Origin of the sequence: Viridibacillus sp. FSL E2-0187 (genome assembly GCF_038006425.1) — a bacterium.
Lineage (GTDB): Bacteria > Bacillota > Bacilli > Bacillales_A > Planococcaceae > Viridibacillus > Viridibacillus arvi.
The window spans coordinates 2,812,037-2,834,867 of record NZ_JBBOVG010000001.1; the positions used below are offsets into that span (position 1 = coordinate 2,812,037).

General features: G+C 36.4%; 23 protein-coding genes. 2 read left to right on the forward strand and 21 right to left on the reverse strand.

Features of this window, described 5'->3' with window-relative positions; genetic code table 11:
- The first annotated feature begins 20 nt into the window (after nucleotides 1-20).
- Nucleotides 21-2,642 (forward strand): transglycosylase domain-containing protein, encoded by a 2,622-nt coding sequence (locus tag MHH85_RS13735; protein ID WP_340707504.1) that lies wholly within the window; start codon nucleotides 21-23, stop codon nucleotides 2,640-2,642.
- A gap of 62 nt (nucleotides 2,643-2,704) precedes the next feature.
- Here the strand turns inward: MHH85_RS13735 and MHH85_RS13740 are convergent, their stop codons facing one another.
- The 18 genes from MHH85_RS13740 to MHH85_RS13825 all read right to left on the reverse strand — a co-directional run bounded on the left by MHH85_RS13740 (nucleotide 2,705) and on the right by MHH85_RS13825 (nucleotide 19,095).
- Nucleotides 2,705-3,058, reverse strand: coding sequence for a YpoC family protein (locus MHH85_RS13740; RefSeq protein WP_340707505.1), 354 nt, complete (start codon nucleotides 3,056-3,058; stop codon nucleotides 2,705-2,707).
- Nucleotides 3,055-3,714, reverse strand: a complete 660-nt coding sequence (gene nth, locus MHH85_RS13745; RefSeq protein ID WP_193738946.1) for an endonuclease III — start codon at nucleotides 3,712-3,714, stop codon at nucleotides 3,055-3,057. The genes MHH85_RS13740 and nth overlap by 4 nt, the downstream gene beginning before the upstream one ends.
- A gap of 10 nt (nucleotides 3,715-3,724) precedes the next feature.
- On the reverse strand, nucleotides 3,725-4,447 hold the full coding sequence (locus MHH85_RS13750) for a DnaD domain-containing protein (protein WP_193738945.1): 723 nt from the start codon (nucleotides 4,445-4,447) through the stop codon (nucleotides 3,725-3,727).
- Nucleotides 4,448-4,583: 136 nt separating this feature from the next.
- Nucleotides 4,584-5,879: an asparagine--tRNA ligase gene (gene asnS, locus MHH85_RS13755; RefSeq protein ID WP_340707506.1), complete on the reverse strand. Its 1,296-nt coding sequence runs from the start codon at nucleotides 5,877-5,879 to the stop codon at nucleotides 4,584-4,586.
- A gap of 71 nt (nucleotides 5,880-5,950) precedes the next feature.
- Entirely contained in the window at nucleotides 5,951-7,144 is a 1,194-nt protein-coding gene (locus tag MHH85_RS13760; RefSeq protein WP_340707507.1) for a pyridoxal phosphate-dependent aminotransferase, read from the reverse strand.
- An 18-nt stretch (nucleotides 7,145-7,162) separates the two neighbouring features.
- The gene (locus tag MHH85_RS13765; RefSeq protein ID WP_193738942.1) at nucleotides 7,163-7,645 is read right to left on the reverse strand and encodes a cell wall elongation regulator TseB-like domain-containing protein; all 483 of its coding nucleotides are present in this window, start codon (nucleotides 7,643-7,645) and stop codon (nucleotides 7,163-7,165) included.
- Between the two features lie 9 nt (nucleotides 7,646-7,654).
- The gene (locus tag MHH85_RS13770) at nucleotides 7,655-7,813 is read right to left on the reverse strand and encodes a hypothetical protein (RefSeq protein ID WP_193738941.1); all 159 of its coding nucleotides are present in this window, start codon (nucleotides 7,811-7,813) and stop codon (nucleotides 7,655-7,657) included.
- A gap of 22 nt (nucleotides 7,814-7,835) precedes the next feature.
- Entirely contained in the window at nucleotides 7,836-10,619 is a 2,784-nt protein-coding gene (gene dinG / locus MHH85_RS13775; protein WP_340707508.1) for an ATP-dependent DNA helicase DinG, read from the reverse strand.
- Between the two features lie 248 nt (nucleotides 10,620-10,867).
- Nucleotides 10,868-11,251, reverse strand: a complete 384-nt coding sequence (gene panD / locus MHH85_RS13780; protein ID WP_340707509.1) for an aspartate 1-decarboxylase — start codon at nucleotides 11,249-11,251, stop codon at nucleotides 10,868-10,870.
- A 3-nt stretch (nucleotides 11,252-11,254) separates the two neighbouring features.
- Nucleotides 11,255-12,106, reverse strand: a complete 852-nt coding sequence (gene panC, locus MHH85_RS13785) for a pantoate--beta-alanine ligase (protein WP_340707510.1) — start codon at nucleotides 12,104-12,106, stop codon at nucleotides 11,255-11,257.
- A complete protein-coding gene (gene panB, locus MHH85_RS13790; RefSeq protein ID WP_340707511.1) occupies nucleotides 12,103-12,942 on the reverse strand; it encodes a 3-methyl-2-oxobutanoate hydroxymethyltransferase in 840 nt (279 codons plus the stop codon). Before panB ends, panC begins: the two co-directional genes overlap by 4 nt.
- A gap of 223 nt (nucleotides 12,943-13,165) precedes the next feature.
- A complete protein-coding gene (locus MHH85_RS13795) occupies nucleotides 13,166-14,149 on the reverse strand; it encodes a biotin--[acetyl-CoA-carboxylase] ligase (protein ID WP_193738936.1) in 984 nt (327 codons plus the stop codon).
- A 361-nt stretch (nucleotides 14,150-14,510) separates the two neighbouring features.
- Nucleotides 14,511-14,648, reverse strand: coding sequence for a hypothetical protein (locus MHH85_RS13800; RefSeq protein ID WP_193738935.1), 138 nt, complete (start codon nucleotides 14,646-14,648; stop codon nucleotides 14,511-14,513).
- A 476-nt stretch (nucleotides 14,649-15,124) separates the two neighbouring features.
- Complete coding sequence (locus MHH85_RS13805) at nucleotides 15,125-16,315, reverse strand: CCA tRNA nucleotidyltransferase (protein WP_340707512.1); 1,191 nt, start codon at nucleotides 16,313-16,315, stop codon at nucleotides 15,125-15,127.
- A complete protein-coding gene (gene bshA / locus MHH85_RS13810; RefSeq protein ID WP_340707513.1) occupies nucleotides 16,302-17,444 on the reverse strand; it encodes an N-acetyl-alpha-D-glucosaminyl L-malate synthase BshA in 1,143 nt (380 codons plus the stop codon). The genes MHH85_RS13805 and bshA overlap by 14 nt, the downstream gene beginning before the upstream one ends.
- A 97-nt stretch (nucleotides 17,445-17,541) precedes the next feature.
- Nucleotides 17,542-17,946: a methylglyoxal synthase gene (mgsA, locus tag MHH85_RS13815; RefSeq protein WP_053417232.1), complete on the reverse strand. Its 405-nt coding sequence runs from the start codon at nucleotides 17,944-17,946 to the stop codon at nucleotides 17,542-17,544.
- Nucleotides 17,947-17,962: 16 nt separating this feature from the next.
- On the reverse strand, nucleotides 17,963-18,760 hold the full coding sequence (gene dapB, locus MHH85_RS13820; RefSeq protein ID WP_340707514.1) for a 4-hydroxy-tetrahydrodipicolinate reductase: 798 nt from the start codon (nucleotides 18,758-18,760) through the stop codon (nucleotides 17,963-17,965).
- Nucleotides 18,760-19,095, reverse strand: a complete 336-nt coding sequence (locus MHH85_RS13825; protein WP_053417234.1) for a nucleotide pyrophosphohydrolase — start codon at nucleotides 19,093-19,095, stop codon at nucleotides 18,760-18,762. The genes dapB and MHH85_RS13825 overlap by 1 nt, the downstream gene beginning before the upstream one ends.
- A gap of 245 nt (nucleotides 19,096-19,340) precedes the next feature.
- On the opposite strand from MHH85_RS13825, the gene MHH85_RS13830 reads away from it, so the two are divergent.
- Entirely contained in the window at nucleotides 19,341-20,207 is an 867-nt protein-coding gene (locus MHH85_RS13830; protein ID WP_193738931.1) for a YitT family protein, read from the forward strand.
- A gap of 185 nt (nucleotides 20,208-20,392) precedes the next feature.
- Here the strand turns inward: MHH85_RS13830 and MHH85_RS13835 are convergent, their stop codons facing one another.
- The 3 genes from MHH85_RS13835 to MHH85_RS13845 all read right to left on the reverse strand — a co-directional run bounded on the left by MHH85_RS13835 (nucleotide 20,393) and on the right by MHH85_RS13845 (nucleotide 22,788).
- Nucleotides 20,393-21,166: a C40 family peptidase gene (locus MHH85_RS13835; RefSeq protein ID WP_193738930.1), complete on the reverse strand. Its 774-nt coding sequence runs from the start codon at nucleotides 21,164-21,166 to the stop codon at nucleotides 20,393-20,395.
- Between the two features lie 288 nt (nucleotides 21,167-21,454).
- Nucleotides 21,455-22,129, reverse strand: a complete 675-nt coding sequence (locus tag MHH85_RS13840) for a zinc metallopeptidase (RefSeq protein WP_053418275.1) — start codon at nucleotides 22,127-22,129, stop codon at nucleotides 21,455-21,457.
- A gap of 47 nt (nucleotides 22,130-22,176) precedes the next feature.
- Nucleotides 22,177-22,788, reverse strand: a complete 612-nt coding sequence (locus MHH85_RS13845; protein ID WP_193738929.1) for a DUF1405 domain-containing protein — start codon at nucleotides 22,786-22,788, stop codon at nucleotides 22,177-22,179.
- Nucleotides 22,789-22,831 lie beyond the last annotated feature (43 nt).

Consider the following 22,831-nt stretch of genomic DNA (forward strand, 5'->3'; position numbering starts at 1 on the left):
TAGAAAGTGAGGAGAATTTAATGGGGCAAGAAATTAATTCTCGGGGACAAAGAAGAAAATTACGAGAACAACAAAAAAAGCAAAAAAAACCAATGAAAGTTTGGCTTAAACGTCTTTTAATAGCAATAGTATCCGTAGGTATTGTTCTATTTATTGCAGGAGCTGGCCTATTTGCATATTATGCAGCTACAGCACCTGACTTAGATGAAGAGTTACTAAAGGATCCAGTTTCATCTAAATTCTATGATTCTGACGGAAAAGTATTTTATACGATGGGCTTAGAAAAGCGGGAACATGTAGCATATGAAGACATCCCTAAAGATATGAGAGATGCTATATTAGCAACGGAAGATGTTCGATTCTTTAGTCACCACGGAATTGACTTTTATCGTCTTGGCGGTGCTATTCTAGCCAATTTACGACACGGCTTTGGTGCACAAGGTGCAAGTACATTAACACAACAAGTTATTAAAAATTCATTTTTACAAAATGAAAAAACACTTAAGCGTAAAGCACAAGAAGCTTATTTAGCTATCCAATTAGAGCGTGAGTACACTAAAGAAGAAATTTTCGAAATGTACTTTAACAAAGTATTAATGTCCGGCCGTATTTATGGATACGGAACTGCATCAAAGTACTTCTATGGGAAAGAGTTAAAAGATCTAAAATTAGAAGAAATGGCTCTTCTAGCAGGTATGTCACAGCTACCGAACGCGTATAATCCGTTCAAGTATCCAGAAAATGCTGAAAAACGTCGTAATACCGTTTTAGGTTTAATGTATCAACATAAAAAGATAACAAAAGAACAAATGGAAGAAGCAAAAAAAGTCGATGTTGAAGTTGGACTATTACCTGAAAACAAACGTAAAACAGCCTCAACGTCAAAATACGATGCGTTTATCGATGTAGTCTTAAAAGAGCTAGCTGAAAATGGGGATGGGAAGTCGTTAGAAGAAGGTATTAACGTCTATACAACATTAGATTCTTCTGCTCAAAAAATTGTTGAATCTACTATGAATTCAGATATCTTCCCTACAAAAGACATCCAATCAGGGATGGCCGTAATTGACACTGAAACAGGTGCGATTGCTGCTGTCGGAGGTGGCCGTAATTATGGACCTGAACGTGGTTTAAACTATGCTGAAGCTATTAAAAACCAACCAGGTTCTACTATGAAACCAATTATGGATTATGGTCCTGCAATCGAAAATTTAAAATATTCGACGGGTCAAACAATTACCGACGAAAAAATGTTCTACACGGGTACTTCTAAACAAATTAATAACTTTGATAATTTATATAAAGGGGATATGACTCTTCGCGAAGCCCTTTATAATTCTCGTAACGTACCTGCTGTAAAACTTTTTAAAGAAGTGGGTGTAGAAAAAACGAAGAAATTCATTAATAATCTAGGTATTGAAGCAGACGAAATTTATGAATCTGATGCAATCGGTGGTGGTAAAATCAGCTTATCTCCAATAGAAATGGCAGGAGCATATGCAGCATTTGGGAATAACGGTATTTATACTACACCGCATTCAATCAAGAAAATTGTCTATCGAGATGGAAAAACCGCAAAATCATATACACCAGATCCAACACCTGCTATGAATGATTACACTGCATATATGGTTACTGATATGCTACGTGATGTACTTGGTCCAAAATATGGTGCATCTGGAACTGCAGCAGCTATTCCAGGCTTAGATATTGCGGGTAAAACAGGTACGACAAACTACGGTGCAGATGAGTTCCAAAAATATAATCTACCTGAATCGGCAGTTCCAGATTCTTGGTTCGCAGGATATTCAAGTAAGTATTCTATTTCTGTATGGAGTGGCTATACAAACCGAAAAGATCCAATTACTACAAGTGATGAACGTTTATTACCACAAAGATTATTTAAAACAGTAATGAGTCAAATTTCAGCGAATACAACAACGCCTAACTTCAAGAAACCAAATTCAGTTGTAGAAGCTAAAATTGTGAAAGGTTCGAAACCGTTACAATTAGCAAGTTCAAGTACACCAGCAGATAGAACGTCAACTGAATTATTCGTTAAAGGTACACTCCCTACAAAAACTGCTCCTGTAGAAGAAGTTGAGAAGTTAGATGCTCCTACTGACTTAAAAGCAACATTTGACGGAGAAGCCAATGCAATTAACTTAACTTGGGCACATAAAGAACCTAAAGATAAGAGTGTTAGCTTTGAAGTTTCAGTGTCGGTAGATGGCGGTGGTGAACAAAAACTAACTCAAACTAGTGATAAGACGTACACATATGGCACACCTCAAGATGGTAAAACATATGTCTTCTATGTAAGAGCAATTGCAGATGATGAGAAGAGTGAGGCAGTTTCGACATCTATTCAGATACAGGAGGCACCTCCTGAAGAGGAAGTAACACCTCCTGATGAAAATGAGCAACCTGAAGTGCCTGAAGTACCTGTAGTACCAGAGGAACCTAATGAAGGTGATAATGGTAATAACAATCCTGATAATGGTACAGGTACACCACCTGTAGATAATAACGATGGAATAAAACCTGATGAAGATGAAGAAGAAGTCGATACGAGTGGCACTAACGATGACACTAGTAATGATAATAAACAAGCTACCAACAGTAACGATCAACATCAATAATATGAAAAGAGCAGCAATCTCCATTTGAGATTGCTGCTCTTTCTTTTATATAAATTTAACTGTCAATCCTTTTTAAGGCGTAAACGAGCCATTCTCTTTTTCGTTTCAATAAACAATTCATCTAGTTGACGATAACATGCATACTGACCAGGTCTTCGCTTAATAAATTGCAAACGTTCAGCACCATTTATCGGCAAAGCTTCATATTCATCGGATAGTTGTATACTCTCAAATGTAATATTAGAGGCTTTTATGATGAATGTTTCATATAAATCGATTCCTTTTTGCATTATATCTTTCGCTTTGCCATCACGGGCTGCATGTGATCTATGGATTTCTGCTCGTAATATCTCCCAATCAGCTAGCCATTGGTCAACTTGTTCTTTAGAGATAGCCTCTTTTCGGCATACTATCATCGCTTAACAAGACCTTTCTTATCACGTTTTTGCCCTTCTCTACAGACGTCAAAAAGAGGGCATACCTGGCATTGTGGATTCTGAGATTTACAGTGATAACGCCCAAAGAAAATTAACTGATGATGTGTTTTCGACCATTTTTCAATTGGAGTTTTTTTCATTACTGTTTCTTCAACTTGCAACACTGAATCTTTCCAACGACATAACCCTAATCGTTTTGCAACTCTTTCGACATGGGTATCTACTGCTAAGGCTGGGACGTCAAATGCGACAGACAAGACAACGTTCGCTGTTTTTCGCCCTACGCCCGGTAATGTAACAAGTAGCTCCCTATTGGCAGGGATTTCACCGTTAAATTCCGTTAATAAAATATGACACAGCTTTTGAATATTTTTTGCCTTACTACGGAACAATCCAATTGAACGAATATCTTGCTCTAACTCTTCTAAAGGAACTGCTAAATAATCTTCTGGCGTTTTGTATTTTTGAAACAACTTTGCTGTAACTTTATTAACTAAAACATCCGTGCACTGCGCAGATAGTAATGTGGCTATCGTTAATTCGAAAGGATTATCATGTACTAGCTCACAATGAGCATCCGGAAACATCTTTTCCATTTCCTCTAAACAATAATCCCATTGTTTCTTCGTTAGCATGTGTACCTCCCTATTCGCGTTCTTCTAACCAGTTGTAGAATGGCACTTTTTTTGTTTGTTGTGGTTCAACCTGTGGTGGTTGTGGTCGTGTTGGCAACGTATTTTGACGGAAATTTTGCGCAAGTTTTTCGGCATCTTGAGGTGTTTTGACATTTTTCTTTTTCCACTCGAATAAAATCCGGTCCACATAACGTAAGCTTAGCTTTTGTGATAAGACAGCTTCAATTAATGCTTTGCGAATCACTTCTGGAGAATGACCATCTTGATCTAGCCACATTGAAATTGTTTCAGTTTCCATCGGCGATAAAAATCTTCCAAATTCTTGCTCAAACAAGTTGAACAGCTCGCCTTCTTTTAACTTCGAGGTCACTTCTACCTTTTTGACTTTTTTTTCTGTCATACAGTCGATTAATCGCGCCCATAATGGCTGTAAATTAAAGGTTTCAAATAACACTCCTAGCTCGTCCACTTTTTGTAAAATTTCTATAAAACCTTTTTGCATAAGCCTTTGTAAACTCGAGGCTATTTCATCCTCAGTTAATTGCATTCTATTCGCTATATCTGTTGGCGTAGGAAACTTATTCCCGTCTTCATGAAATGCAGTTAAATGCATAATAAGCATGGCATCTAAATCTTGGATGCCTAACTCCTTATAAAACTTAAAAAAAAGCTGAGAAATAGTAACATTTCCCTGCTCTATCCAAATTCGGAGTCGATCAGCTTCGTTCGTCATTATCGAACTCCCCTTTTTTGTCTGAAAATTAACAAGAAGAATCGCAATAAATTGCGGTTCTTCTTGTTAGGTGTTATTAATTGTTTTCGTTGCTTGTCCAGGTAAAACTAACCACCTTGGGCATACAAGCATTTAATCAAGGATATAGTCTATTAAGTAAGCGTGGGAATGGAATAGATTCACGTACGTGTTCTGCACCTGTGATCCATGCTACTGTTCTTTCTAAGCCAAGACCGAAACCAGAGTGTGGTACAGATCCTTGTTGACGAAGGTCTAGGTACCAAGCATATGCACTTTCATCTAAATCATGTTCTTTTAAACGCTGTTTCATTAACTCATAGTCATGGACACGTTCAGAACCACCGATGATTTCACCGTAACCTTCTGGTGCGATTAAATCAGCGCATAATACAACGTCATCACGGTCTGGATGTGGTTGCATATAGAACGGTTTAATCCCTACTGGGTAGCATGTGATAAAGACTGGTTTATCATAATGCTCAGCAATTGCTGTTTCGTGAGGGGCACCAAAATCTTCTCCCCACTCGATATCATCGAAACCTTTTTCATGTAAAAGCTTGATGGCATCATCATATGAAATTCGTGGGAATGGTGCTTGAATATGTTCTAATTTAGATGTATCGCGACCTAAACGTTCTAGTTCAATTTTACAGTTTTTAAGAACTGATTGTACGATATAAGAAACATATTGTTCTTGTACTTCTAAGCTTTCATCATGTTCAACAAAAGCCATTTCCGGCTCAATCATCCAGAACTCGATTAAGTGGCGACGAGTTTTTGATTTCTCTGCACGGAATGTTGGACCAAATGAGAATACTTTTCCTAATGCCATTGCAGCTGCTTCCATATACAATTGACCGGATTGAGAAAGGTATGCATCTTGATCGAAATATTTTGTATGGAACAGTTCTGATGTTCCTTCAGGAGCTGAGCCAGTTAAAATTGGTGGGTCTACTTTTGTAAAGCCATTCTCGTTGAAGAATTCGTATGTTGCACGAATGATTTCATTACGAACTTTCATAATTGCATGTTGTTTACGAGAACGTAACCATAAGTGACGGTTGTCCATTAGGAACTCGATACCGTGCTCTTTAGGTGTGATTGGGTAATTATTTGCTTCAGAAATTACTTCAATCTCTTTTACTTGTAGCTCATATCCAAATGATGAGCGTTCGTCTTTTGTTACTTCACCTACCACATAAAGAGATGATTCTTGATGTAAACCTTTAGCAGTTACAAATACTTCTTCAGGTACTTCAGCTTTTACTACTACGCCTTGGACAAACCCTGAACCATCACGTAATTGTAAAAATGCAATCTTACCGCTTGAACGTTTATTTGCAAGCCAAACACCTAATTTAACTGTTTCGCCAACGTGATTTGACATATCTTGAATTCGAATTTTCTTCATATAGACCTCCTGCAATTTAAACAATTTTGCAGACTGCCTATACATAGACAGCCTGCTTATTTGTTAGAGTATTAATCTTGCCATTTAGATTTAACAAATTTATCCATGCGTGAAACAGCTTCTTCTAATGCTTCTAAAGAAGTTGCATACGAAAGCCGAACTGTTTTTTTTGCGCCAAAGCCAGAGCCAGGAATTACAGCAACATTTGCTTCTTCTAATAAAGCTTTAGCAAATGCATCAACAGATTCATAACCTGTTTTAGCTGCCGCTTCTGATACATCTGGTAGTAAGTAAAATGCGCCTTCTGGTTTCAACACATGGAAGCCAGGGATTGCATTTATTTTTGGATAAATTTCTGTTAAACGTGATTCAAATGCTTGACGCATTTCTTCTACTGCATCTTGTGGACCATTATAAGCTTCAATAGTTGCATATTGTGCTGTAGTCGTTGCATTAGAAGTTGAGTGACTCGCTAAGTCAGTCATTGCTTTAATGATTTCAGCATTACCTGCTGCATAACCAATACGCCATCCTGTCATAGAGTGAGATTTGGCTACACCGTTAATGACCATTGTACGTGCTTTTACACTATCTGAAAGTTGTGCAATTGAGAAATGTTTAACTCCATTATATACAAGTTTTTCATAAATTTCGTCTGACACGATTAGTATGTCTGCTTCTTCACAAACTGCAGCAATTTCAGCTAATTCTTCTTTTGTATAAACCATACCAGTAGGGTTACTAGGTGAGTTTAAAATAAGTGCACGTGTTTTATCAGTAATAGCACCGCGAAGTTGTTCAGCAGTCACTTTGTATTGTTGTTCTGCTGTAGCTTCTAAATGTACAGGTACACCGCCAGCTAACTTCACTTGTTCTGGATAACTTACCCAATATGGAATTGGGATAATTACTTCATCTCCAGGGTTTAATAACACTTGGAACAGTGTATAAAGGACATGTTTCGCACCTACACCAACCATAACTTCGTTTGGTGCATAAGTAAGATTATTGTCTCTTTCTAACTTAGCAATAATAGCTTGTTTTAATGCTGGTAGACCGCCAGCAGGTGTATATTTTGTGAAGCCTTTCAACATTGAGTCTGTAGCTGCATCTAAAATGTTTTTTGGCGTGTTAAAATCAGGCTCACCCGCTCCTAATCCAATAACATCAATTCCTTGATCCTTCAATTCTTTTGCTTTAGCTGTAATTGCTAGAGTTGTTGAAGGTGTTAATGTTTTTACACGGTCTGCTAAATGCTGTTTCAAGTTAATCTTCCCCTTTTTTTACAAGTTCAAAATACGCTTCCACCACTGTCCATTTTCAAACAGAATGTAAACATAATTTAGTTTATCCTCTTGATTAAGATACGTAATTTCCCACACAACGCCGGGCTCTTCTATACCTAGTTTGGTATGAAGGATTTCTTTCACGTTATCCTTTTTCGACACTACAGAAAGTGCTTCTTTTTCAGAAGTACCATCCTCCATTAGAACTTCTTCTAATTTAGCCTTACTATCATCTTTTGGAACAAACACAGCTTTTTTCTTTCCTGCCTTATCTGTTCCTATTACCGTAACATACGGTTTCTTACCGTTATATACATATGTATCGGTGACAGTCACAAGCTTATCTGCATCAAGCACAACTTGCTTAGCGTCTTTCTCCGAACTGTAAAACGGTGAATAAGATTTCCAAGCAACTATAACGACAATTGATAACGACAGGATTAACAAAAATATCGTAAAGAACTTGATCCAATTTTTCATTATATCACCTTACGTTTCATTTATCGTGAAGATAGGCTTCATATTGCTTTCAATTAAATGCGATAGTTCTGACATCAAAATGGTTTTACATAACGCATTTTCTAGTTGATTGAAGCTCGGTTGAAAACATATCTTAATAGCTGATCGTACTTCAAATTGTCTTTCCATATGATCGACCTGCTTTCTATCCTCATACTTTTTTATTATACCAATGTTCTAATTCTAAGACCATATGTTGTAGGGATACTTTTTTCACCGGAATTGCTGGAAGAGCACGTATGAATTCCTTCCCATACGATTTCGTCTCAATTCTTCGATCTAAAACGATAAAAACTCCCTTATCCTGTGATGATCGGATTAGACGACCAAAACCTTGCTTGAAGCGTAAAATGGCTTCAGGTAATGCTAACTTATAAAATGAATTCTGCCCTTGCTCGTTTAATGCTTCCGCCCTTGCTCTGAAAATCGGTTCTTCTGGAGCTGAAAATGGTAAACGTACGACAATGACTGCTGACAATGCATCACCTGGCACATCCACACCTTCCCAAAAACTATTGGTACCAAATAATACAGAATGATTAAACTTCTGAAATAGCTTCAGTAATCGCATTCGACTTCCTGAAGACATTCCTTGAGCAAAGAGCATATAATCGCTTAACGCTTCCGTTTCTTGAATTAACTCAACCGTTTTTCTGAGCATATCTTGGGACGTAAATAGTACGAAACAACGCCCTTCAGTAACAAGTACAGTTTGTACAATAGCATCTGCTACCGCTTCCACATATTCCGTTTGTGAAACTTGTTGGATTTCAGGCATATCATCAACAATGTAAAGGCTCGCACCATCATAATATGATGATGGTGCCTGGAATTGAAATAACGGCACTGAACTTTGAAGTCCTAATTGATCCGCGATAAAGCGGCGATTATTCGGTACAGTTAATGTACCAGATGCCCAGATGATTCCTGCTCTCGTTCGGAAACTGTCTAAAACAGCTGTGACAGATTGCGCGACGTGTATAGGGCGTTTATATACATGCAGACTCCCTGGGATACTACGTTGGTCTATCTCAATCCAAGCTGAACAATCTACTTCATGAGATAAAAAGATGGCATCCCATTCAGCCACTTTTATCGTTAATTCACGTAACCAGTAATACCAGTCTGATAATATCGTTTGCTGCGTAGGAGATAAATCATCAGGATTTTGCTGGAATATATCACTTAGTTCCTGAGCAAGCTGCACCCATTCCTGTATACTATGACTCACTTTTTCAAATAAAGGTTGCTTTATCATGAGCGAATTTAAAGGAAAAGTACGCTTATTATGACGTGATCCTGACTTTTGAACGTTTAATTGATTAATCAGTTGATAAATTGCTTTATCAAAGATTTGTACCATCTCACAGTATTTTATTTCTAATTTTGATAATTGCCTAATCGGGATTTTCCCACTATTAGACATCAATTTAAAGTAATTATGAATTAACTGATGATCCTCAACTGATCCAAGTTGACCAAAAATGTACTTCCATTGTGTATAAGAGAGTGCTTTTTCATCTCTTAGTGTGGCTGCCTGAATAAATTGATGCGCTTCATCTAGTATCCATCCATTAACTGATGCTAGCACTGGCTCCACTCGCGTCAAATCAGATAGCAACATAGCATGATTTGTAATAATGAGATCTGCCGTTTTGCTTTTTTTAATAGCATTTTCATAAAAATCAAAGTAACCTTTACCACGTGAAATAGCTGTAGCAGATGAACGTCGTACTTTATCTAAAAGTAATTGACCACCACCGGACAAAGTAATTTCATTTAAATCACCTGTCGTTGTGTTCGCAAGCCAGACGAGTAGTTGCATCATTGTAAATGATTCATCATAGGAAGCATCTTCAGCAACAAATAGCTCAGCAAAACGATCCACATCGATATAGTGCTCCATTCCTTTTAATAATGTTACATTAATAGATGTTTGTAGGATCGCTTCTGCTTTTGGTAGTTCTTCTGCTAATAATTGATCAAGAAGATGCGAAGTGTATGAGCTAATCCCTACTTTACCATTTGTTTGTTTGGCATAAATAATTGCAGGAATTAAGTACGCTAGTGTTTTACCAATTCCAGTCGACGCTTCAGTCAATACTTCCTGTTTTGTTTTCAGGGCATGCCAGACTTGGTCCATCATTTTAAATTGATCTGGACGAGCTTCAAAGTCTTTGAAAGCTCTAGTAAATAATGCTTCTTTTTCAGCAATAGAATGTGGATATGTTAACTTATTCTCTGACTTAGCCTCAATAACTGCTCCCCTTAAAGCTATATTTTTATAATAGAAGTGGAGCTCTGATTGTTTCGATACAGCTCTTTTTATCTGAATCGCATCAAAGAATAATTGCGATAGATCTGATTTTAATCTGAAAGAACGCTGGTGCAATTGTTCAATTGTTGAAAGCGGGAGATTTAGAAGCTCTTCCCAACCGCGTTTTAATAATAGCGCTGTTGCATAAGCATCATCATCTGCACGATGCGCTTGTTTCAATGAAATATTCAATTCCATTGCGATATCCTGTAGCTTATAGCTAAAGGCTGTTGGGAATAATATTTTCGATAATTCAACAGTATCCATTTGTTTACCAAACCATTTTGGTAAACCTGCTCTTTTAAATTCAGCTTGTAAAAAAGGCAAATCAAAATCAGTGTTGTGCGCTACAAAAACACAATCTTGCAAAATGTTATAAATTTTTTCAGCATGCGCTTCGAATGGTTGCGCATCTTTGACATCATTGTCCGTTATATTCGTCAAGTCTTGAATAAAACGAGGGATTTTCTTCCCTGGGTGAATGAAAGTGGCGAAAGTTGATTGCACTTCCCAATCTTTCATTAAAACAATCGCTATTTGAATGATACGGTCCCCATTTTGGGAGGAGTGACCTGTCGTTTCTAAATCTACGATTGCATATGTTTGACTGTCCATCATTTACTTCACAACTTTCCGATCGGTTTATATTCAAAATTCTATCACATTTTGATCAGAATAGCTGAAGTCGATGTGCAGAAATATGGATTTTACAGATTGTTGTGGTAAGTTGCATGATTGTTGTGCCATTTCTATTGTTTGTTGTGTTAATTCAGCTGTTTTTCGCACTAACTGAACACTTATTTATTTAGCTGAATATTCATATCTTAAACCACAAAAAAGGCATCCCAAAATGGATGCCTCTATTATTACATTGCTGTCGCTTCTGGTTCATACTGAATGAGTTCTTTAATCATGTTACCCTGCTGCATAATTGCTACGGTTGGTTTGTGTTTTTTTGCTTCTTCGTCATTAACATAGGCATAAGACATAATAATAACGACATCACCTTTTTGCACTAAACGAGCTGCAGCACCATTTACACAAATTACACCGCTACCGCGTTCTCCCGCAATAATATATGTTTCAAAGCGTGCTCCGTTATTATTATCAACAACATGTACTTTTTCATTTGGTAACATACCAACTGCATCGAGTAAATCCTCATCAATCGTAATACTACCTACATAATTTAAGTCCGCTTGTGTAACAACTGCACGGTGGATTTTTGCATTCATCATCATTCTATACATCATTTATTCTCCTTTTCTTTGAAAAATAATATTGTCAATTAGTCGTGTTTTACCAAAGTAAACGGCTGCAGCAATTAAGACTTTCTCAGTTTGCTCTGCCACTTCAGTAAGATCTGGATAACTTAGCATTTGCAAATAATCAATTTGACCATTTGAATTGGCTATAATGTGTTCTTTTGCAAAGTTTGTTGCCTCAATATTATTTTCAGATTCAAAATAATGGTTTTTCGCAAGAATCAATGCTTGATGAATTACTACCGCTTCTTTACGTTGTTGTTCCGTTAAAAATACATTTCGGGAGCTTTTCGCTAGACCATCTTCTTCTCGAACAATTGGCACACTTCTAATTTCTAAAGGAAAATTATAATCACGTGCCAAAGTTTCGATAAGCGCTAGCTGTTGTGCATCTTTTTGTCCAAAATAAGCCTTTGTTGGCTGAGTTATATGGAAAAGCTTTGTCACAATTTTTAATACCCCATCGAAATGTCCAGGTCTTGTTGCACCACATAGAATGTTAGCTTGTGGCCCAGCCAATATTTGTATACCACCACTAGTCGGGTACATTTCACTGACAGAAGGAGCAAATAAAAAGTCCACGCCTACTTCTTCTGCAATCTTCGAATCACGATTTAAATCTCTAGGATAACTTTCATAATCTTCGTTGGGGCCAAATTGTGCAGGATTAACGAAAAGGCTCATGACAACGATGTCATTTTCTCTACGCGCAGCCGTAGCTAGTGCCATATGCCCTTCATGCAAATAGCCCATTGTCGGAACTAGACCGATTGTTTTATCAGCTTTTTTTACTGTTGTTATGTGTGCAGTTAATTCTTTAATAGTTGAAACGATTTTCATTTTCCTATTCCTCCGTATAGCTGTTCAAGTTGATGATCTGTCATCGTGAAGCGGTGCTCTACTTTTGGAAAAGAACCTTGCTTAACTGCTTTTGTATAGCTTTCGATACCTCTCTGCATCAAATCTCCTGCGGGTGCAAACTTTTCAACAAATTTCGGTACATGGTGAGTTCCATACGCAAGTACATCATGGTAAACGAGTACTTGTCCATCAACATCTGCTCCCGCTCCTATTCCTATTACTGGAATTTCGAGTACTCTTGTAATTTCTGATGCTAGCTGATATGGAATACATTCAAGAACAAGCGCACAAGCTCCTGCCTCTTCGACTTGTTTTGCATCTTGTAATAATTTTTCTGCAGCAACGGCTGTTTTCCCCTGCACTTTATACCCCCCAAGTACTGCAGCTGATTGTGGTAGTAAACCTAAATGTGCTACTACTGGAATCCCCGTATTTACTAGAGAGGATATGACATTTACAACATTCTCAGCACCTTCAACTTTTAAAGCACTAGCACCTGTCTGTTGGAACATTTGAATCGCAGTCTGCAGTGTTTGTTCAATATTTCCGTGATACGATCCAAACGGCATATCAACTACGATAAAAGTATCTTTTGCTCCTCTTTTTACAGCTTTTGCATGATGGACCATATCTGCGACTGTCACAGGAACAGTTGAATCATAGCCAAGCACGACCATGCCAAGGGAATCACCTACTAAAATCATGTCTACTCCCGCTTCTTCAGCTAGTCTTGCAGATGGGTAATCGTATGCGGTAATCATAACAATTTTGTCGTTTTGTTCTTTCATTTTCAAAAAATCAGTCGTTGTTTTCAAAACGCTTCCTCCTCTTTTCAGGAAGAAAACAAAAAACCCCTCTGCCTAAAAATGGACAGAAGGGTTGCGTATTCAATGAAATGCATCGTTTTCTTCCGTCCCTGTCTATTACTAGATCAAGGCGAATCTCTTTAGTTATAGTTTTTCTAGCAAGGTACAGTTCAAATAAATTGATACTATCCTATACTTCAACTATAACAACTTTGTCGATACATTCCAATCTTTATTTTTCGAGTGAAATATCAGCTGAATAGATACCTTTTATCGTACCATCATCTAATTGCAGCTGTAAAACACCATCATTTGTTATTCCGATAGCTTTACCAATGAATACTTCTTGTAACGTTGTCGCTCGAATACGATTTCCAATAGTACAAGAATAACTTTCCCATTGAGACTTAATCGGTTCAAAACCTTCTTTTACATATTGTGCACTGTAAATTTCTAAGTAATAAAGTATTTTAGCAACTAAGGTTGCACGATCTATATGTTTTCCACTAGCAATTTTCAGGGATGTTGCAATATCTTTTATTTCTTCCTCGAAATCATTTGGTTGATGATTTACGTTTATGCCCATCCCCATAATAATTGCATTTACGCGATCTGGATCTGCTTGTAATTCTGTTAAAATTCCAGTACATTTCTTACCATCAATCAATAAATCATTTGGCCACTTAATTTCTGGTTGTACACCTGTTATATCAGCTATTGCTTTAGTCAATGCCACTGCAGCTACTAAAGTAAATTGAGGTGCTTCATAAGGAGCTATCTCTGGTCGAAGGATAACACTCATCCAAATCCCTTTACCTTTCGTCGACTTCCATTCACGCATCATACGGCCACGGCCTGCTGTCTGTTCCTCACAAATGATAACAGTACCTTCAGGGGCTCCTTCTTGTGCTTTATTATGTGCAATTGCTTGAGTAGAAGTCATTGACTGTTCATATATAATACGGCTACCGAAATTTTCTGTTTCAAGAGCCATTGAAATATTTGCATCATCGACTGTATCAGGCGTTGCTGTTAAAACATAGCCTCTTTTTTTTACTGTTTCAAAAGCATATCCTTTTTCCTGAAGTTGCTTCATATGCTTCCAAATTGCCGTCCGAGAGATTCCAAATTCATCCGCTAGCTGCTGTCCAGAAATTGGTTCTCCATTAGCCTCAACTAGTCGCTTTATAATTTCATTTTTCAATGTTGCTTTCATGACTGAACCAATCCTTTATCTGAATGTCGTATCAAAATATAACATATTGTTTCTAATTGTTATTTTAAAACTGCTGATTAGATTCAATAGTATCATTATTTATCGCAAAATATGTCTAAGTCTTAATCAATCTTAACATTTGGTCACTTTTTGGTCACTCAAAAAATATATTTTGATTGTAAAGGCCAACGATATTAATCTATTGGTAATTGAAATTGGTTCTTATAAAGGATCTACAATACAAAAAGTTAAAAACAGTGGCGTATACTACTTCAACATAACTGCTGACGAAAACTGGACTATTAAAGCTGAATATATCCATGGACACTCATTATAAACAGCTATTTTATACTTCTGTATCTTATGAAAGTACCAATAACAAACTTATTATTCCCGCAACAGGCAATAAAGCTATCCACATCCATTCCCCTAACGCTACATCTTCAGGTGCAATATCCTCATCAACGAAATAATAGTAAATACTCAACAAAATCTTCATGGCCATACACCCCTATGGTTTAGATTTCCCAAGCCTCATCCATTATTGATTCCACTTTGATACTGCGCGTGACACGCTTGATTGCTGTATATATATGAATAACTCTTTACCCTGTTCTTACGCACTTATAACACTTAATAATGCTTTTCAATAATTACTTTCGTGATGCTCTAAAACTATGTTTCTATCAATAGATGCTTTTGCTTTAAAGATTATTCCTGATAATTGATATAGTTTACTAGATTTGAAGAATGGGGATGCTTCTCCTAAATTAGACTCTGAGTTATTTAGGAACAATTAGGGCACTCCAATACTCAGCAAACATTAAATACTTATAGTCATTTGATCAAAAAAGACAAAGTAAAAAACAGGTGACTAAATAAACGACGTTTATTTTTCGGTCGCTTTTTAATCACCTGTTCGGAAATCAATTAATTAATTGGTCTTAGAATGCTTATATTTAAGTGTTTTGAATCCTACCTCATATACTCATTCAAAAACCAATACTTTATCCGTTTTCGATCATTGAGAAGATTATTTAATAGTATTTCATCAACTATTTTGTCGAGCGCTATTTTTAACCACGGTCCACTTTTTTTACCGCTCCACTCAATCAAGTCTCGGCCATTGACGACAATTTCAGAACGAGATTGAATGGCTAGTGCATTCTTTTTCTGTACAATTTCAGATCTATTTAAATTATCATTCGAATGGTAGAATTTTATCGCAAAATCATTTGCAATTTCTAATATCGGTATGTCAAATTCAAAATAGTCTCTTGCAGTCCAACCAGTAGTCGTTCTTATTTTATAAGCTTGTAACACTTGTTTCACATAAGTTTTTTCTTTGTTTGAACAATTAAATGTATTCAAAAGTTGAATAGCATTTTCATCCTGCTGTAATAAAATGAAAAATGCCCAACCATTAACTGGATTTCCAAAACTCTCAAAAGTACACCAATACTCCACATGCTTTGAAAAATCCCCCGGTAAATGGTCGACAAGCCTCGTATCATTTACATAACGAATCGCTTTTTGCACATTGGAACTTGTCCATACTTTGTCAAATTCTACTTTTATCCGTTCTTTCGCAATAAAGCCTATATCTATTGCTTGATTACGGATTGCTTTGAAAGTTTCTTCTTCTATAGCAAAGCCGAGCTGTGCACTAAATCTGATTGCACGAAGCATTCGCAATGCATCCTCACTAAAACGACTACCAGAATTTCCCACAGCCCGTATTATTTGAGATGATAAATCACTTTGTCCCCCAAATAGATCTACTATTTCTTTCGACCTACGCATAGCCATAGCATTAATCGTGAAATCACGACGCTTTAAATCTTCTTCTAAGGAACGTACAAATTGCACATCATTAGGCCGACGATGATCTGCATACTCTCCTTCTGTTCGAAATGTTGTGACTTCTACGGGACTAAGAGGATGAATCACTAACACTGTTCCATGAGCGATACCGACATCTGCAGTATGTGAAAAAACCTTCTTCACCTCTTCAGGTAAAGCACTCGTTGCAATATCGACGTCATTGGCTAATTGGCCTCGTAAGTAATCTCTTACTGCGCCTCCAACAATTACCGCTTCATAACCAAATTTCTCTAAAGACTGTATGATATCAAAAGCGGCTTGCCAATTCTCATCTAACTTCATTTTTCCGTGCCACCTTCTCATAAAGAGCCTCGTATTGCTCCACTATTTTCGAGGAATGGAAACAATGATTTGCTCTATAAATTGCCGCTTCACGGAAAGATTGCAATTTGTATTCGTCTTGTAGTAAATCGATAGCATATGTAGCTGCTTGATTTGTATCACCTAACTCTACTATATAACCATTTTGACCATGTTCAATCACTTCAGGTATACCACCTACATTCGTACCAATACCGGGTACTCCACAAGCCATTGCCTCTAATAAAACAAGGCCAAATGATTCTTTCTCAGACATGAGTAATTTCAAATCACTCATTGCATAAAGTTCAGATAAATTATCTTGTTTTCCTAAAAACAAAATATCATTTACAAATGGACATCTCTTTATTTCTTCCATAATTCGATGCTTTTCAGGTCCATCTCCAACAAGTAGTAATTTCGCAGGCATTTGCTCTCTCACTTGAATAAACGTTTTGATAATGTCTGGAATATGTTTTACTTTTCGGAAATTCGATACATGTATTAGTACCCGTTCATTATCCAATATGCCAAAATCCCGCTTTAATTGTGAGCCATCTTTTGGTGTATATTCCCGTTCATCAACAAAATTATAAATTGTTTCGATTGGCTTATTTGTTTCGATTAGTTCATAAGTTTGGCTCTTCAAGGAATTCGAAACAGCTGTTACAATATCAGATTTTTCAATACCATAACGAATTGCGCCAGTAAGTGATGAATCATAGCCTAATACCGTTATATCAGTACCGTGGAGCGTTGTAACTATACCGACATCCTCACTAGCCATATCTCGTCCCAACACCGCACATACAGCGTGTGGAATAGCATAATGCACATGCAACACATCTAATTTCTCACTTTTAATAACATCTGCCATTTTACTTGCTAACGCAATATCATATGGAGAATGTTGAAATACGGAATAACTATTTACTTCCACTTCATGATAAAAAATAGTTGGATAAATTTTATTTAAGCGAAAAGGCATACTAGATGTGATGAAATGAATTTCATGACCTTTCTCAGCCAGCATCTTACCAAGCTCAGTAGCGATAACACCCGAGCCTCCAACAGTCGGATAACAAGTTATACCAATTTTCATTTTACGCACCCGACCTCTTCCTTTCCTATTTGCATCTATTTTTGCAGAATATTTTTCTAAATATTCGAGGGCATTAATTCATTTTAACAATTATGCATTAAGGCCATTAATTTCTTCTTTCTTCTATTAAACGCCAATCAATAAAACCTTCTTGTAGACCTTTAAGCAAGACCTCTGCAGTTCCCATATTTGTTGCTAAAGGAATTTGGTAGACATCACATAAGCGAATTAAAGCCGAAACATCTGGCTCATGTGGTTGTGCTGTTAATGGATCTCGGAAGAAAATAATCATATCCATGTCATTGTCTGCAATCATTCCACCAATTTGTTGATCTCCTCCAAGAGGTCCTGAACGAAATCTTGTAACTGGTAAACCCGTTTCATCGATAACACGTTGTCCTGTCGTTCCTGTCGCATATAAGCTATGTTCGGCTAAAATATCACGATATGCTGTTACGAATTGGATTAAACTATCCTTTTTTTTATCATGCGCGATTAAAGTTATTTTCACAGAACTCATTCCATTCTTATAAAATATTTTCTAAACCGTATACTAATTCATCTAGCTGCATTACTTTTTCAATTGAAAACTTTACACCTGACATAAATGAAGAACGGTTAAATGAATCGTGGCGTAGAGTGAGTAATTGTCCTTCTCCACCAAATAGTACTTGCTGATGAGCTACAAGTCCAGGAAGACGTACGCTATGAATACGTAAACCTTCAAAATCAGCACCTCTAGCGCCTGGAAGTGTTTCTTCTTCGTTTGGATGTCCTTGTTTATGACTTCTTCTATTTTCTTGTATTAATTGGGCCGTTTTAATCGCCGTACCTGAAGGAGCATCTAATTTTCTATCATGATGCATTTCAATAATTTCAACTTCTGGTAAATAAGCTGCTGCCATTTGTGAAAATTTCATCATTAAAACTGCACCTATTGCAAAATTTGGTGCAATGATGGCACCAAGTTGTAAATTAGCGGATAGTTCAGTTAATTCATCTAATTGATCATCAGTAAAACCAGTCGTACCTATAACTGGACGCACACCATTTTGCAGAGCTTCTTTCGTATGCTTATACACGGCTTCAGGCGCCGTTAAATCTACAAAAACATCTGGTTTAATCGTTTTAAATAAATCTTCTAAATTTCTAAAAACAGGTACATCATAAATATTAGGGAATTCTGTATAATTCCCCAATGAATTTGCGATTTCTCTATGATCCAGTACCGCTACTAATTCCATATGATCATTCTTCATTACTGTATGTACAGCTTCGGATCCCATTTTACCTCTTGGTCCAGCAATTGCAACACGAATTGTCATTAATTTTCTTCCTTTCTAGTCCAGCGATCTTTGTCGCGAGTTTCAAATTTATGTAAAACCCTTTGTAAAGCTTCAGCCATATTAATATTTTCTGCATTAGCAAAACAGATGAGAACAAATAAAAAGTCTCCAAATTCTTCTTCTAATGATTTGGCTGCTTCTGTAGGCTTTTTCTTTTTCATGCCATAGACATTTTGCACTTCTCTTGATAATTCACCAAGTTCCTCTGTCAATCGTGCTAATAGTTCAAATGGCGGAAAGTATCCTTCCTTAAATTGCCCTATATAATCATCTACTTGTTTTTGCATTTGTTGCATTGTTACTTCCTTGCTCATATATACAACTCTCCTCTATCCATCGTAATCAATAATACTTGTTGTTGTCAAAATGTCGAAAATACATGATAATATATTTCTGTAAAAGAAAATATGTAAACTCTTCCATATGATTTATCAAGAGCGATTAACAAAGACCTCTCTCTATTGTAAATCAAATAGGTAATGGATTAACTACTTATTCAGTTTTTCTTACAGCCCTTTCTATTATACAGTCTACTAACCGAAAATGAGGTGAAAAATTAATGCCAAATATTAAATTTAAAAATGTATTGTTTATTATTCTCGGTGCAGCTATCTTCAGTTTTGGATTTATTAATTTTAACGTTCAAAATGAGCTAGGAGAAGGCGGCTTTACAGGGATCACTTTAATTTTGTATTTCGTTTTCAAATGGGACCCAGCATTGATGAACTTAATACTAAATGTACCGATGTTCATACTCGGTTGGAAATTATTAGGTCGTAAAATGTTTGTTTATACATTGATTGGAACAGTTTCTGTCTCTGTTTTCATGAAAATCTTCCAAATTTATCAGGTTGATATTGGTTTGAAAGACGATATGTTCCTAGTTGCATTATTCGCAGGTGTTTTCCTAGGTGCTGGTCTCGGTATTATTTTCCGATATGGCGGCACTACTGGTGGTGTTGATATTATCGCACGTCTAGTTAACAAATATATCGGATGGCCGATGGGAAAAACAATGTTCATGTTTGACGCTATCGTAATTGTACTGTCGTGGACAACTTTTCTTAATTCACGTTCAATGATGTATACACTTGTCGCAGTCTTCGTTAGTGCTCGAGTAATTGACTTCGTACAAGATGGTGCGTATGCTGCAAGAGGAGCAATTATTATTTCCGGTAAACAAGATGAAATTGCAGACCGTATAACTAAACAAATGGAACGAGGCGTCACAATTTTAAAAGGCTATGGTCATTACACTAAAGAAGATCGTGAAGTTATCTATTGCGTCGTTGCAAAAAACGAATTATTTAGGCTAAAAAGTATTATACAATCCGTTGACCCTCATGCATTTGTTTCTGTTTCAGAAGTACATGATGTTATTGGAGAAGGTTTTACATTAGACGAAAAGAAACAACCAATCGATTGATTATTTTTCTCTTAGGCAGATAGAACAAGACTATCTGCTTTTTTTGTTGTTATAAAAATTACTACATATCGCATATGTGCAAATTAAAATCATAAAAATGAATTTTAATAATCATTAATCAGATCATAAGATAAAAAAGCCCGCAACACTGGAATTTCTCCACTGTTGCGGGCTTTAACTTTATATTAACGGAAAGTACCATAACTTATGATACGTGGACCCCAGTAACTACCTTTTGCAATACTTTGATATTGAACTTTGTTACCAGCGGCATGTAAAACTTGACCATTACCCGCATATAATCCTACGTGTGTAATATAATCTCCACCTGGATTTGCAGAGAAGAAGATTAAATCTCCAACTTGTGGGTTACTTGTATAGGCTGCTGCTGCACGTTGCGCACGACTGTTGCGAGGAATTGAACCTTGTCCAGCTTGTTTGTACGCATATTGTGTGAAACCACTGCAATCGAATCCAGAAGGTGAAGTACCTCCCCATACATAAGGTACGCCTAAGTATTTTCTACCAGCATTAATAATATCTGAACCAGTTGCACTATTTGAAACTTTGCTTACTTTTTTATATTTCTTTAAATATGCTGAAGACATCCAACCTGTTTTACCGTTATAAGAAACTTTATACCAAGTTGTACCATTTACTTTTTTCTTATAAGATGCTTTAACTACAGCACCCTTTTTAGCAGTTAATAGTACTTTTGAAGTTGTTTTAGCACTAGTACGCATATTTAATGCTGCTGTTGTTTTGTATTTCCCGCTAATTTTAGTAGCTTTTGAACTAGCAACCATTGTGATTGCAGTTGATTTATGTACTTCATTATTCGAAGTTGTTAGTGATTCTGCAGAAGCTGTATTTTGTTGACCATTTGTTAATCCTGTAAATGAAATCGTTAAAGCTAATGTACCTGCTGTAATTGCTGTAAATAGATTTTTCTTTTTCATCGATTTAAACTCTCCAATATATATTCAAACTATTAAAAGTTGATTTATTTTTGTAATTTAGTAACTGTTTTTTTCTACAAGACTAACTTTACAGAAATTCTTTGTAATAAACAACGCTATTTCAATTACAGATATATTACAGTTTGACTACAAAGAAACAGAGTTTTATAACATTATTTTGATTTTATCTATTTTTAACCACATATTTTACCATTTTTATATCAAAAAAGACCTTTGACTGATTTCTCAGTTCAAAGGTCTTCCATTTTGTAGTAGTACAGTTATTTTTTAGTCATCGTTATTCATACCCGTGTAAATTAACACTAAACGAAGTAATTCCATTACAGCAGTTGCAGCCGCTGCAACATAAGTTAATGCTGCTGCACTTAAAACTTTTCTTGCATATGGCTCTTCTTCGTTACGGATAATACCATGTGCAACAATTTGATTCATCGCACGTTTTGAAGCATCAAATTCAACTGGTAATGTAACTAATTGGAATACAACTCCTGCTGCAAGTAAGACGATACCTACTAGTAACAATGGTTGAATAGTTGCAATTAAACCAATCATAATGAAAATCCATGATGCATTAGAAGAAATATTTGCTACAGGAACTAATCGAGAGCGCAATGTTAAAAAAGAATATGCTTCTTTATGTTGTATTGCGTGTCCGCATTCATGGGCTGCTACAGCAGTTCCTGCTACAGAAGCTTCATGATAGTTGTGAGTAGATAGAGCAACCGTTTTTGTTTCTGGATTATAGTGGTCAGATAAAAAACCTTGTTGTTCTACTACACGGACATTACTTAACCCATTCTGATCTAGGATTAATCTTGCAACTTCAGCACCAGTCATACCAGAAGTTGAACGAACTTGTGAGTACCGTTTATACGTTCTTTTTACTTTCATTTGAGCGTAAATCGGCAACAGTAATAATACGATAAAATATACGATGTACATCGCAGTTGACAAACTAACCATCCTCCTAATACTAGCTTACTATTATTTTAAGGTGTCGATGACCTTTGAGCAAATGAAAAGCTTTTTTTAGCTGTCCAAAATGCAAGTGATATACAGCAAATAGACAACCAAAAAGTGAAGTAACCAATAGTTTGCACATAATCCGACAACATATGATAAATTGGCATTTGACCAAAAACATAATCAATGACATCATTATGCAATGTCCAAATAGCTGCAATCCATACATGAATAAATGAGAAGCGGTAAGTTGGTAAGTACAAAATCCCTTGAACAGCCATCATGAAATGAGAAAAGATTAACATCCATCCCATCCAGCCAATTGAACCGTCTTCAATTAGTGCCCAAATGTTCATCACAACAGCCCACAGACCATATTTAACAAGCGTTATTAAAGCGAGTGCCTCAATTAATTTCCAATGTCGTCCAAGCAACCAGCCGACAATTGCTATACTAAAAAAGAGGCTTGCAGTAGGGCTATCAGGCACAAAAACAAGAAATATTGGTTTAGTCATTTCTAATTGCCAGCCATACCAATCATAGCCCCAAATTGTACCGACCACATTGATAATTAATAAAAGCCATAAAAACGAACGATGTGTTAATATGACCCAACATTTCGAAACAATAGATGGCATATTATTACTCCCTTTTCAATATAAAATATGTATTATTTAGTAT